This is a genomic window from Mammaliicoccus sp. H-M34 (assembly GCF_022386495.1).
GTDB lineage: Bacteria > Bacillota > Bacilli > Staphylococcales > Staphylococcaceae > Mammaliicoccus > Mammaliicoccus fleurettii.
The window spans coordinates 13881-27506 of the sequence record NZ_JAJNIK010000003.1; the positions used below are offsets into that span (position 1 = coordinate 13881).

General features: G+C 30.0%; 17 protein-coding genes. 11 read left to right on the forward strand and 6 right to left on the reverse strand.

Features of this window, described 5'->3' with window-relative positions:
* Positions 1-3: 3 nt before the first annotated feature.
* The 3 genes from LQ608_RS04290 to LQ608_RS04300 all read right to left on the reverse strand — a co-directional run bounded on the left by LQ608_RS04290 (position 4) and on the right by LQ608_RS04300 (position 2924).
* Positions 4-885 carry a hypothetical protein gene (locus tag LQ608_RS04290; RefSeq protein WP_239749961.1) on the reverse strand — a complete coding sequence of 294 codons (882 nt, stop codon included), beginning with the start codon at positions 883-885 and terminating at the stop codon, positions 4-6.
* Positions 886-1583: 698 nt separating this feature from the next.
* A complete protein-coding gene (locus LQ608_RS04295; protein WP_078357269.1) occupies positions 1584-2228 on the reverse strand; it encodes a FusB/FusC family EF-G-binding protein in 645 nt (214 codons plus the stop codon).
* A gap of 147 nt (positions 2229-2375) precedes the next feature.
* Positions 2376-2924, reverse strand: coding sequence for a hypothetical protein (locus tag LQ608_RS04300; protein ID WP_239749963.1), 549 nt, complete (start codon positions 2922-2924; stop codon positions 2376-2378).
* Positions 2925-3086: 162 nt separating this feature from the next.
* On the opposite strand from LQ608_RS04300, the gene glpT reads away from it, so the two are divergent.
* Together glpT and LQ608_RS04310 are read left to right on the forward strand one after the other, a co-directional pair.
* Positions 3087-4448, forward strand: coding sequence for a glycerol-3-phosphate transporter (gene glpT / locus LQ608_RS04305; protein ID WP_078357271.1), 1362 nt, complete (start codon positions 3087-3089; stop codon positions 4446-4448).
* A 340-nt stretch (positions 4449-4788) separates the two neighbouring features.
* Entirely contained in the window at positions 4789-5511 is a 723-nt protein-coding gene (locus LQ608_RS04310; protein ID WP_239749968.1) for a helix-turn-helix transcriptional regulator, read from the forward strand.
* Positions 5512-5656: 145 nt separating this feature from the next.
* Here LQ608_RS04310 and LQ608_RS04315 read toward each other — a convergent pair whose 3' ends face one another.
* The 3 genes from LQ608_RS04315 to LQ608_RS04325 form a co-directional block, all read right to left on the reverse strand.
* Complete coding sequence (locus tag LQ608_RS04315; RefSeq protein WP_239749970.1) at positions 5657-6874, reverse strand: tyrosine-type recombinase/integrase; 1218 nt, start codon at positions 6872-6874, stop codon at positions 5657-5659.
* Between the two features lie 21 nt (positions 6875-6895).
* Positions 6896-7852 (reverse strand): Abi family protein, encoded by a 957-nt coding sequence (locus tag LQ608_RS04320; protein WP_239749975.1) that lies wholly within the window; start codon positions 7850-7852, stop codon positions 6896-6898.
* A 248-nt stretch (positions 7853-8100) separates the two neighbouring features.
* Positions 8101-8730: a helix-turn-helix domain-containing protein gene (locus LQ608_RS04325; RefSeq protein WP_239749976.1), complete on the reverse strand. Its 630-nt coding sequence runs from the start codon at positions 8728-8730 to the stop codon at positions 8101-8103.
* 191 nt (positions 8731-8921) lie between these two features.
* Between LQ608_RS04325 and LQ608_RS04330 the strand changes: the two genes are divergently transcribed.
* From LQ608_RS04330 to LQ608_RS04370, 9 genes are all read left to right on the forward strand, one after another.
* Positions 8922-9143 carry a helix-turn-helix transcriptional regulator gene (locus tag LQ608_RS04330; protein WP_239749978.1) on the forward strand — a complete coding sequence of 74 codons (222 nt, stop codon included), beginning with the start codon at positions 8922-8924 and terminating at the stop codon, positions 9141-9143.
* Between the two features lie 3 nt (positions 9144-9146).
* Positions 9147-9413, forward strand: a complete 267-nt coding sequence (locus LQ608_RS04335) for a helix-turn-helix domain-containing protein (RefSeq protein ID WP_239749982.1) — start codon at positions 9147-9149, stop codon at positions 9411-9413.
* 10 nt (positions 9414-9423) lie between these two features.
* On the forward strand, positions 9424-9783 hold the full coding sequence (locus tag LQ608_RS04340) for a hypothetical protein (RefSeq protein WP_239749984.1): 360 nt from the start codon (positions 9424-9426) through the stop codon (positions 9781-9783).
* 1 nt (position 9784) lies between these two features.
* Positions 9785-9979, forward strand: a complete 195-nt coding sequence (locus LQ608_RS04345) for a hypothetical protein (RefSeq protein WP_239749985.1) — start codon at positions 9785-9787, stop codon at positions 9977-9979.
* Positions 9972-10166 (forward strand): hypothetical protein, encoded by a 195-nt coding sequence (locus LQ608_RS04350; protein WP_239749987.1) that lies wholly within the window; start codon positions 9972-9974, stop codon positions 10164-10166. Before LQ608_RS04345 ends, LQ608_RS04350 begins: the two co-directional genes overlap by 8 nt.
* A gap of 78 nt (positions 10167-10244) precedes the next feature.
* The gene (locus tag LQ608_RS04355) at positions 10245-11078 is read left to right on the forward strand and encodes a DnaD domain protein (protein ID WP_239749993.1); all 834 of its coding nucleotides are present in this window, start codon (positions 10245-10247) and stop codon (positions 11076-11078) included.
* Positions 11079-11092: 14 nt separating this feature from the next.
* Positions 11093-11959 carry an ATP-binding protein gene (locus LQ608_RS04360; RefSeq protein ID WP_239749998.1) on the forward strand — a complete coding sequence of 289 codons (867 nt, stop codon included), beginning with the start codon at positions 11093-11095 and terminating at the stop codon, positions 11957-11959.
* Between the two features lie 11 nt (positions 11960-11970).
* The gene (locus LQ608_RS04365) at positions 11971-12189 is read left to right on the forward strand and encodes a hypothetical protein (protein WP_239750000.1); all 219 of its coding nucleotides are present in this window, start codon (positions 11971-11973) and stop codon (positions 12187-12189) included.
* Positions 12190-13027: 838 nt separating this feature from the next.
* Positions 13028-13591, forward strand: coding sequence for a hypothetical protein (locus LQ608_RS04370; protein ID WP_239750001.1), 564 nt, complete (start codon positions 13028-13030; stop codon positions 13589-13591).
* Positions 13592-13626 lie beyond the last annotated feature (35 nt).

Consider the following 13626-nt stretch of genomic DNA (forward strand, 5'->3'; position numbering starts at 1 on the left):
TTTTTAGTCGCCAATGTAATTAAGGTAATAAACATGATCTATAAATTTTTGGGTAAGTTTATCTTCATATTTATTTGCTATTTTCTCAAGAGTATTTTCATCTAAAGATATATTGTTACTTATATAATCTTGATAATGTCCAATTTCATGCGCTAGTACTCTTAGAATGTTTAAGTCGCTATCAAAAAGTGACATTTCTTTTTTTAATTGTTCATATCTATTTGTAGAAACGACAATTTTTGGATAAGTAAATAAAGAAGTTGGATGTTGAAAATAACCTTGAGCACCTTCGAGTTTACTAGATGTAATATGAATATTAACTTTTAAAGGAAAATTCAATTCTTTTTTAATAAAATCTCTAAATTGTAAAAAAGCGTGCTTTAAATGATTATTTATTCCTGAATCGAATTTCATCGTAAGTCCATCTTTATAGGATATAGAACACTTATTATGATTAAATAAATATTTAAATGTTAAATAATTGCTGATGCGCATAATGTTATCTTCATAACAATCAAAATGACTAATTAGATCTTTATATGTAATATGTTCAAAACTTAAAATGTAGAAATGCGCTATATGATAATTTAAATCAAATATAATTTCAGATAATGCATATTCTAAGTCATTTACAATAATGTTATTTCGTTTCTTAGTAACAATATATTCTTCTATATTATACAAAGAATAGTATATATTTCGATTATCAAAATCTATTTGGCAATCAGATAGTTGACCGTATGAATATACGGGTGAATCATGGATAATAATTTTAATATTTTGGTCTAATAATTTTTTATTACTATTAATCCATTCAATATAACTTGTAATGCTTTTAACTAAATTTACGTAATTACTTTGATTAATTATTATAATTTTATTCATCTCTTTTTCTTATTTGATCCTTTAGTTTTTTTACCAAAGTTTCCATATTACACTCCCTCCTTTTATATATTATTATCTTTAAATTACAAATATTGTCAAATGAAATTCTGAATAATCATGACATTTTTCACATCACACTTGTAACACTTTGTAGTTGTATAATATATGTTAAGTAGGAGATAGTTAATTTACAGTCGATAAAAGTAATTACCAGTCCAAAAAATGAGATAAGTTGTAGATTAAGTCTGGAGTTAATCTAAGAGATTGCCCAAGTTGTAGATTAAGTCTGGAGTTAATCTAAGAGATTGCCCAAGTTGTAGATTAAGTCGGAAGTTAATCGAAGAGATTGTCTAAGTTGTAGATTAAGTCGGAAGTTAATCGAAGAGATTGTCTAAGTTGTAGATTAAGTCTGGAGTTAAGCGAAGAGAATGACTAAGTTGTAGATTAACTCAGTAGTTAATCGAAGAGTTCGGCCAAGTTGTAGATTAAGTCAGGAGTTAATCGAAGAGATCGACCAAGTTGTAGATTAAGTCTGGAGTTAATCGAAGAGATTGTCTAAATTGTAGATTAATTCGGAAGTTAATCGAAGAGAATGACCAAGTTGTAGATTAAGTCGAAAGTTAATCTACGACATCCTAAAAAACCAACAATATACAGTAAAAGGCAGGGACAAATTAATTTGTCCCTGCCTCTTATTATTATTTTGTTTTTACTGTGTGTATAAATTCATACAATCCGTCAAGTTGATCGAGTTGTTGGTTACATCTTTCGCTATCATGACAAATATAGTTGCCGTTTTTAGTATATGTTCCATCGCCTTTTGATTTAGTCGTAGATAAGAACATAGAAACATTTGATTCTTTCTTACATATGCTACAAATTCCAGGTTTAATGGTAGGTGATAATTCTCCTGACACGCCTGTCAATTTATCATTTTCATACATAATAATAAATTTCTTTTGTTTTCCTGAATCATTCCATCCTATATAAGATGACTCTTTCAAATCAATATTATCCCAGTCTGGTTGTTTTAACTTCTTAGTTTTTATAAAAAGTTTTTCCAATTGTTTACTTGATGGTTGTTCAAATGGGATGACATAGTTTTTAAGTCCGAATAACAATTTCTCAATTTGAGCTCGAGAAATTCTTTTATTCATGATTATATTTGTGAATTCTTCTATTTCAGTATGCTTTTCACTAAAAAGTTGTGAAATATGGTCATACGTAATTGCTTGGAAAGTATCGATTGTTTTGAAATCATTGACTGATTTATAGACATTAAATAATTGTTCTGATTTTTCTTTTATACTTACGAATTGATATGGTTTTATATAATTATTCATAAAAAATCCCTTCTTTAGTTAATTTGCTCGTTGGGTATGAATAATTGTAGAGAACATGACACATTTAGTAGCATCTTAAGATCCCTCCTTATCAAAAACTAGTATAGTCCTTTATCTAAGTTATTTCAAATGTATAATTTGTAATTGTTAATCATGTGTTTCTTTCTTCTTTGGTGGCCATATGAAATATGTAATACAAATGATTAAGTCTATTATGATAACAATTGTCCAAATATGAATCACACCATCCATAGCTTCTGTACGACTTTTATCATGTATTAAGTAAACGATCAAATGTAGTATTCCCGTTCCTATAATGTAGGATAGTAAATGTTTTAGCCAACTTTTAGCATAGCTTTTAGAGTAGGCATATCCTACAGGTTTATAAGGTTTTGGACCTTCTTTCATTACATAATATCTGAACCTATCATCTGCCCACTTTATCATGCTTTTTCCAAATACAAGGGATACAGAAATATAGACTGCTGCAATTGCATGTGGCGTTTCAGCTGTTGCACCATTCATTAAATCTACACTAGTTGTTATAAGTAAAATTAAATCTATAACAGGTGTAAGTGCTAGAAAGAATAATCCGAGTGCTTTCTGCTTTAATATATATCTGCTGACTAAGCCGAGTAATATAACTACCCAAAAAGCTACTTCACAAAATATAATAAGCCATATTATAAAATTCATGATTGTTCCTCCTATTTAAGTTAGCTTAATTATCCTTTATTTTGTAAAATGTTACAAATTTCATTGACTTTAATGTATACAATATCTATGATGAAACTACAATTAATAAATTTACAAAAAGTTTACAATCCTTACAAATAATTAACATTAGGAGGGGTAACTATGGCAAATTTCTTGAAACCAGCCAAGCATATTGATCCACTACCAGAGGAACAGGTGGATGATACATACAAGAAATTAAGACTACAAGTCTTTATAGGGATATTTCTTGGTTATGCTGGTTATTATTTATTAAGAAAGAACTTTTCACTTGCTATGCCTGCTTTAATTGATGAAGGCTTCACTAAGACAGAATTAGGGTTTGCTTTATCAGCAATTTCTATAGCATATGGATTCAGTAAATTTATCATGGGTACAGTGAGCGATAGGAGTAATGCAAGAATATTTTTAACGTTAGGTTTAGTATTAACCGCTATCGTTAATTTATTAATGGGGTTTATTCCTGTATTAACTTCAAGTGTATTTATTATGTTTATTATGCTGTTCTTAAATGGATGGTTCCAAGGTATGGGATGGCCGCCATCAGGAAGAGTACTCGTACATTGGTATAGTGTAAGTGAACGTGGGGGCAAAACAGCTATATGGAACGTTGCGCATAATGTTGGTGGAGGATTAATGGCACCAATTGCATTGCTCGGTATTTCTATAACTGGAACACTATCGTTTGGTTATTTAAAAGGATTTGAAGGGGCATTTATTTATCCAGCTATTATCGCATTAATTATTGCAGTAGTGTCATACATTCTTGTTAGAGACACACCTCAATCGATGGGTTTACCACCAATAGAGGAGTATAGAAATGATTATCCGAATAAATCACAACAAACATTAGAAGTTGAACTTACAACGAAGGATATTCTGTTTAAATATGTATTAAATAATAAATGGGTTTGGATGATTGCAATTGCCAACATTTTTGTTTATTTCGTACGTTACGGTGTACTTGACTGGGCACCAACTTATTTAAATGAAGAAAAAGGGTTCGATTTAAATGCTTCCGGTTGGGCATACTTCTTATATGAATGGGCTGGTATTCCTGGCACTTTATTATGTGGATATATATCAGATAAAGTGTTTAAAGGTAGAAGGGGACCAGCAGGATTTATCTTTATGCTAGGTGTCACAATAGCAGTTATCATATATTGGTTAAACCCTCCTGGAAATCCGTTAGTTGATAATATTGCATTAATTGCTATTGGATTCTTAATTTATGGTCCAGTTATGCTTATTGGATTACAAGCTCTGGATTATGTCCCTAAAAAAGCAGCAGGAACAGCTGCAGGATTAACGGGATTATTTGGTTATCTAGGTGGAGCAGTAATGGCTAATATTATTATGGGGTTAATAGTTGATAAATTAGGATGGGATTCAGGATTCTTATTATTAACGATTGTTAGTATACTAGCTATGTTGAGCTTCATATTTACTTGGAATAAACGTGGACAAGAAGTAGTTAAATCTTAAATAATTATATAGCACGCCCTAAAAGATAGACCATAAAGTCTATCTTTTAGGGCGTTTTTATTATGTGTATATCGTCATGCAATATATAAAATTAAAAATCTGATAATTTTGATTTTATATATTTACTCATTAAAGTTTTCCAATTATAATATTATTGTTGTAATTCAATATTTTATATTATATTTTGCCATGAATGATTTTCAAATGTACAAAAAGATTAAAATTAATTAGGAGATTTGTTGTGAGAAATATATATGAAATCAAATACCTAAAGCGTTCTGCCACTAAATACCGTAATCATGTTGGGGTTTCTTTTTTTGTAGTTCTGAAAGGAAAGGCTATGATTACAGTCAAAGATGTGAGCACTTTTTATGAAGAAGGTGACACATTTATTGTAAAGCATAATGAGTGTTACAAACTTGATGTAAGGGAAGGGAATATCGTCGTACAAATACATTTTTACAAATCATTAATTGAAACGATGGTTCCTGAATTATTATGTAATCATAGTCATGTGACTACACAATCAGAAATGATACCGTTAAGAAATCAACTTATATATCTTTGCTCTTTATACTTAACACAAGAAAATGACCGGAATTTTAAAATTATGAAGCAAATCATTGCTATATTAGAAATTTATAAAGAACAATTACATATAGATAACGAAGATAGTTCGAATATGTATAAAGACGTTAATCCGATTATTGAAGAAATTAGAAATTATATTCATGAACATTATAATGAGCGTATTACAATTAATACATTTACAAACAAATATCGTTTGTCTGAATCTTACTTTTCTAAAATGTTTAAAGAACAATTGGGTGTTAATTTTAAAGACTATTTAACAGATATTAGATTATTAAATAGCATATATGATTTAATTCATACTTGTGAAAAGATCATAGATATATCTGAAAAGCACGGTTTCTATAATGTGTCCGCATATATTCAAGCTTTTAAATTATATTACGGTGTCACTCCAAAGAAATATAGAAATATGATACAAAATAAACATGCACAATTTGAGAGACAAAACTTTTTTAATGAAGTGGATTAAGAATAATAAAGTGAAAAGTACTGTTATATCAATGCTTTGAGTGGTATTTATATCTATATTTTCAATAAAAAAGGGCAGAAAAAGGGCACTATGTGAGAAAGTCTTTATTTTATACATAAAAAATAGAGCCGATATTTCGACCCTACTAACTATTAACCGCTTCTAATTTACTCATCATATCTTTATCCATTTGTTCAGTAACATGACTGTATATTTGTAACGTTGTTTTATGATCTGTATGTCCTACTCGTTGCATAATTGCTTTTAATGAAACGCCTAATTGAGATAATAGTGATATGTGTGTATGTCTCATTGTATGCGTTGTAACATGCTTATCTATTCCAATATCACTACATGCAGATTGTATAAGTCTGTTTATACATGGTATTGATAAAGGGCTACCTTTAAAGTTAGTGAATACAAAGCCTCTCTCAATATAGTCGTCTCCCCATTTTAAAGACTTTTTATTTTCTAATATAACCTTTTTCAATATCTCACAACTTCTATTAGTTAATGAAATAGTCCTATAAGATGCTTCTGTCTTTGTTGTATCTTTGATACCTATATGACCTTCTTTATCTCTAATCCATTGAATAGTACCGTCTATTGTAAGTGTTTTGTTATCGAAATCAATATCTTGTGGCTGTATAGCTAATAATTCGCCTATTCGCATACCATTTAAGGCTTGAAATTCCATGATATAAGCAGAAATTAAGTAAGTTCGTTTAATATGTTCTGAAACCTTTTGTTTAGCAACCTCATTTAATCTATTAGTTACTTCTTTAACTTGATCCATTTCTAAATAGTTCTCACGTTTAGCCTTTATTTCGTCTCTTGTTTTTGCTTGCTTAGGTAAATCGACATCATCAATAAAGGATATATCTTTTATTTTATACTTTTTCTGTAAGTACTTCATAACATGCCTTACTAATCTAATTGTATCTTTAATATATTTATGACTTATACCGTCCTCATCAACACTCTTTACTAAATCATTGAGTATGTTCACATTAATCTTATTGGCTAGAACATCAGCAGCTATATGTTTCTTTGCTAGTTTAACCCTACTTGCTATCGATGTGATCGATGACTGCTTACTTCCCGAAACAGTTTTATAGTGTTCAAACCACTCATCACATGCTTGATGAAACGTTAACGTCTTTAATGTGCTGGGCGTTTTATCGTTCAACTTCACTTCAATACGCTCATTTAACCGCTTCTGTGCCTCTTTCTGTGATTGCTTACCGTTCTTATTCATAACTACGCTTACACGCTTCCATTTGTCTGTTAATGGATCTTTATACTTTTCATAGAAGCGGTACTGTACAATGTCATGCTTATTAGTAAACTCTTCAAACCACATATTTATTCACATCCTAAAATTTTATTTTTGAGGAATTTTCGAAACATTTTTATGCCATGATAATGGAAATCCATATGATTCTAGTACTAAATTCATACTACTATCATTTAATTTTTTGCTCATATTAATAGTTCTTTTTAAAATTGAATTATGTAATAAAGCATAATCCTCTGTAGGTAAAAAACACTTAAGCGCAATAAATACATGAAAAGGTGTTTGTCTAGAAGATTTAGAATCTATTTCTAAAGAACCATACAAAGCTGGTATGAATTTTATATTATTATTACACTTATATTTTAGGAGTTTGTTGTTATGTGCAACACAATTACGAACATTTAATACATTGTCTAATATTTTGTCTAAGTAGTTGGGTTCTAAGTTTATTTTTTGATGAATGTTAGTATCCAATATATCGGACAATTCTTTAGCTATTTCATTTCTTGTTTTATTATCTATAAATTTATAAAGCCTTATAATGTTACCTAAAGTTAAATCATTTACTATGACCCAAATAGGAACATCTTTATGATTAGAAAAATGATGTTTAATGGAATTTTCTTTTTTAGATCTAATTTGTTCATTAACTTTTTTTGAAATATAAGATAATGTTTGTGTTAGTGCAAGTGGATTGCTATTAGAGTAATTTGATGTATCAAGATACGCAAAAGGCTTATTGTGATATTTTTTTGCGAAATGATAGGCGAATATCGATTTAAAATGTTTTTCTGCAATAATTATATATTTCATTAATAAGTTTTTAATCTCAGTATCAAAAATATGTAAAGCTTTAATTTCCTCAAAAGTTGTCCCTTTAATATAAAGGTTTTCTTTTTCTTGAAATAACTTACTATACATATTTACAACATTATAATAATTATTATGGATTAAATATCGCTTAGCCTTATTGTAATCTTCGATAAGTAGTCCTCTATCTATTAGTATATTTATTTGTTCATCAATATTTTTAAATGGTCTCATCGTTTAATTTCTCCCTATATATAACAAAAACGCCCCTTATTACTACAAAGTAGTAGAATAAGAGGCGTTTTGCGCGAATAAGTCCTCCCAACTAAAAGTTGAGTCAGATACTTATTGCTTAACTTGATTCTTATTCTATAACTACAATCATTAAAAGTCAATTAAGAACTTTGCAATTTGTATAGTTCTTGTTTTCCAAAATTGATTTTGTATTGATATTCTTCATACCACATAGGCTAGTCCTCCTTTTAATAGTAATTAAGGAAATCATTTGTAATTTTTATTTCAGTACGATTTAAAATATCATTAATCGGCTCAACAAAAACATTTGGACTGTTATCTTCGAGGCTTTCGTATAGATGGATTTTAATGTCTTCTACAAGATTTGAATATAAAATTTTCTTCATTCCTTTAGATAATTTGTTATATGTCTCGACAATTAATTTTTTATCATCTGTATTTTCGAAAATAATTTCATAGTAAATCGTTGAAGATTCTAATAGTATTGCAGATACTTTTGTTAAATTTACTACTTTGAGCTCGCTATCAATACTATTCGTAATGCCATTATGCTTTATATCAATTAATAAATCTAAATTCAAATGATAATCACTGATTATTTTAGAGTCGTTATTATTTATATATATATTTTCAGAGTCAATGGTGAAGTCAATATCGAAAGGATAAAATTCAAAAAACTCACTAGGATCAATGTTTAGATATTGACAAATTTTATTAATTGTTTCCATTCGTAACATTTCACTGTCATTTTGTGCAGTATTTGTAATTGTATTCCTCGAAACACCTATTTCCTTTGCCATGCGTACAGTTTTAATGTCTCTTTCGAACATTAGTTCAGCCAGCCTATTTCTAATCATGATAATTTCCTCCTATTTTGTTCATATATCCATAATAAAGAATTTTAAGAAAATAAACAATAGAAAGTAATCAAATGATTACTTTCTTGTGCTTATGTTTAGTTTATGTGTTGACATATTTATGATACTTAAGTAGTATTAAGTTATCAGTTGCACAAGTAACTGAACATTACAGAAGGGGGGTGTGCATTTTGAAGTTATCATCTAAGAGTTATCAATTGAAAGCGACTTTAATGAAGAAGGGTTATTCTATAACTCATTTAGCCAAATCGACAGGATATAACATTTCGTATGTTAACCAAATTATTAATGGTAAACGTTACCCAAGTCCCAAAACTGCTTCAATAATTGCGAAAGAGTTAGAAATGGAAATCGAAGACCTATTCGAAATATACGAAAAAGAGGAGGTGTAAACAATGAAAAATATAACCGAAATACCAACACGTCAGAACACGGTAACAAGCGATGAACAGATTAAAGTAGAAGCTATCTACGCAAAAGTACCCCAATTGGCAAAACTATGCGGTATGAGCAAATCAACTATATATAGAATACTAGACCGTTGGGAAGATGAACCGAATGGAATCGATGATATGTATGTCAGTGTTTCAGCAACACTTAAGGTAGTTGAAATAGAAAAATTTAAAACTTATTTAAGAATAATTAATAAAAAATGGATGTAGGAGGTTTGTTATGAGTAATGGAAAGAAACTGCAAGATATTATTGATCGCTTAACTAGAGCGAGTGACATGAACAAAGATGAACTTGAGTATATTGGTAAAAACATCAATCGTCATGTAGATAAAGAAGAACTTTTGTATTACTTACTTGAAGATACGTTTAAAGAATTAATAACTTTAGAGGCAAAGTCTATGTCTAAAAGAGCAGTTGGTATCGTTATCAACATACAAACATTATTGGAAGAAGTTAGTTTTAACACTCAATGTGAGGTTAATATTGGCAATTTAAAGCTTACAAAAATTTCATTTCTTGTAATGGTTACAGGCTTTGTTAAACATCAATTAGAAACGATTTTAAAGGAGGAAAAGTAACATGGATAAAGTACAAGTGAAGATAGTTAAGACAGCGATAGGGTGGTTTAATTTACGTTCTAGTGAAACAGGTGAGTTATTGCTAAATGCACCATTAGAAACGATACAAAAATTGATTCCTAATTTTAGCGATAAGACAACACTTGCAGCTGCGGAATTAGATTTAAAGTTAATTCAGGAGGTACAACATGGCTAGATTCAAAGAAATTGAAGCGGGTTTTTTAGTAGTAGCAGAAACAGAAGAGGAAAAGATTTTACTAGAAAAGAATGACAGTCAGTTCCTTAAATTCTTAGAGCAACACATGAATCGTTTAATTATAGAATCGCATAAAAAGAACCTTACACACCGTAGCGACCAAACTGCAAGTGTGCAAGGCGTTTAGAACATAGATGAAATCATTCGATTAAAAATTTCATCTACTCAAATTATAGCATGAATTGAGAAAGTGAGGGAGTGATGCATGAGTGAAAACTTAGGTTGGATAAGCTTGCATAGGACTATCCAAAATCATTGGTTATTTCAAGAAGACAGAAAGTTTTCAAAGTTTGAAGCATGGATTGATTTAATCCTAATAGCAAATCACAAAGACGGAAAAGTTATGCACGATGGACAATTGATTGATGTAAAACGAGGTCAAAAATTAACGTCTTTAAGAAAACTAGGTAATCAATGGAGTTGGTCAATTACTAAAGTAGATAAGTTTTTAAACATACTCCATGAAGATGGAATGATAGTCGTAAAAAAAGACACTAAAAAAACACTTGTAACTATTGTAAACTATGATGTTTATCAAAATATAGATTTAGAAAAAAGACAGAGAAGTGACACAGAAAAGAATCAGAAAGAAATCAAAAAAGAATCAGAAAAGAATCAGAAAGAAACAAACAATAATGTTAATAAAGCTAATAAGGATAATAATGTTAATAATCATCAGAGCGTGAGCGATGAAGATTTTAAAAAGATAGCTGATTATTACAATAAAACAATCCAAGCATTAAATGGAACTGATTATGTTCATTTAGGAGAAGATGTTGAGAAATTTGGTAAAGAATTAGTTTGTAAAGCTATTCAAGAAGCTGCACGGAACAGCGCTCAAAGATATTCGTATATAAATAGAGTACTTATTGATTGGTCTAAGAATGGTGTTAAGACCAAAGAAGAAGCTGAACAATATTTAACAAAAAGGCATCATACTTTTAATAACAAAAATAAATGGCAAAAGGAAGATGGACATCATTCTCCTTATCAGGAAATGGAATTTGCCGAGATTCCAGATGATTCACTTCCTTTCTGATTGGAGGTTAAACGATGATACAAATGAAATATAGAGAAGCTGAAAAAGGATCGCCAGTAACATATGAATCCGAATCTTATATATGTTCTGGTTGTGGACGGATAGTGAGTGACTTGGAACATGCAAACGGGTATGAGTGGCGATATAACTGTCATTGTAATTTAAACGAATTAGCTAAAAGCAATATTAAACAATCCGAAAAAATCAATAGAGATAGATACTTTAATAAATCACTCTCTTTTATTCCTAAGAAATTTCAGAATGTTCATTTTGATGAATATGAAGTAGAAAATGAAATGAACGCTAGGGCAATGAGGATATGTAAAAGGTATTCAGATAACTTTGATTTATATAATCCTCAATCATTATTTATCTATGGTGATTATGGAACAGGGAAGTCAATGTTAGCAGCTTCAATAATGAATGACACTAGAAAGAGTTTCAGAGTAATGTATCTAGATATTAATTTACTCTTAAACAATATAACCATGAGTTGGAACTCTAATACAGTATTAGCAAAGCAAAATTACCAAGAAACAATGTTAAAGCTAATTAGAACGGCAGATTTAGTTATCTTCGATGATGTTGGTGCTTCTGCTAACTACAAAGCGCAAATGTCAATACTACTAACAATCATTCAATCGAGATTAGGTAAGCACAATATTTATACGACCAACCTTACTCAAAAAGAGCTATCAAGCGATAAAGATTGGGAACGGATATTTTCAAGAATGATGGAGAATACAACACCAATAGAAATGCGAGGCACTGATAGAAGGAGAAAAGGTAAATTTAAGAACACATCAAATGAAGAAAAAAAGAAAGTCGGAAAAACGAACGATAATAATTTGCCTTATGATATTAGCAATCCACCATTTTAGGAGGTCATACCATGCACATAGATGAATTAGAACATAAGTGTATTAAATCTACTAAAGACTTCACACAAGGTGAGCTATACGATTTAATACCAACTGAAATCAGAATAGATGAAAATGTGTATAAATGGTTTAGTCATGAATTAGGTGTGTTATTCGATGATGAATTTAAAAAAGAACACTTCGACCAAATCCATTTAAAAAAAGAGAATAGAATAATTGAATTTGATTAAAATTATAGGCTATTCAGGACGATAACATGTTAAGTAATACTAATTATCATAAAATGGCAAACGTTCCAAATATAGCCTTTAATATGCAAATTAACAACAGGTGTAATTAGGAAGCTGGGGTAACGATTCGTTCCGTCAGCTTAAAGGGGATAACAGTTCGTTCAGTCCTTTCGAAGTGAGTGGGTATATTACCTAGTCATCTCAAAGGGATAGGCAAATCAACCAGTCCTTTCAAAGGGGCTCGTGAAACACGAGGTCATAACTTATCGTGGTGAAACATGATGTCCTTGAATGGGATTACGTCACATATTCGATATAGGAAGCTGATGCACCAATTTACAGTATCAGGTGAAAACTCAAATGTGAGTTCTCAAAACGCAAAATTGCGTTCTGCTATTAGAAAACCGAAATGTCGGCTCTCTAATAATGATTTCATCGTCCAGATTTGGACTGTGAGATTTAACTGGTCGAAATGTCGGCTCGTTGATTAACCAAAGCAAAATTGCGTTCGTTAATATCCTCAAAAGTGAGGACATTAGATACGCTCAAATTCGAGCTGATTAGAAGCCGCTTCATTATAAATTGACAAAATTGACACATTAAAAAGTACGTGGTCAAAAAAGATCGCATACTATTGCTCAAAAAAGAGCGATAGCTGTTACTCAAATATAAGTAATAGTAACACTAAATATAAAATACAGTCGGACTAAACCACATTGTTAATTCAGCAAGATGGTTCGAATTATAAATAAAATACAGTCGTACTAAATTGTACAAGTGTACTTACAAGTACGGTTGTAAAAAAGTCCATAACTTAAAACTAAAGGAGAAATTAAAAATGAAAACAGATAAATTTTATAAAGCATACTTAGAGGCAAATAAAAAGGTAGATTCAGAACTAAAGGTGTTAGAACAAAAAAGAAGTGAATTAATCACTGAATTATCAGAAGTAGAAGCAGAGTACGGTTTGGTTACTAATAACGGTGAATTTGAAAAGGCGCAAGAGACATATAAAGAAGTTTTGAAAGCTAAAGAGAAATTAAAAGAACACGATGACTTATTAAAAATTAAGCAAGATACTGTACCTGCAATCAAGAGAAAGAATAAATTTGAATTGCTGAACAAAGTAAATGACTTAAGATCGTTTTATCAAGAAGAAGCGGAAGATATACAAGTAAGAATGAATAAAGTGATAGATGAATATAACGGCATTATAGAAGAACTTAGAGATTTAAATATGCTATACAACTCAGATTTATCACAATACGATAATTTACATTATTATTTACCGGTTAGAGAAAAAGATTTGTTTAAAAAGGAATATGGAGAATGGAGATATAAAACTCGACATATGATTACACCTAAAAATGAAATAGAAAAAGTTGAAATTAATGAATATTAATAAAATGAGGTCGTGTTTTACGACCTCATACTTTA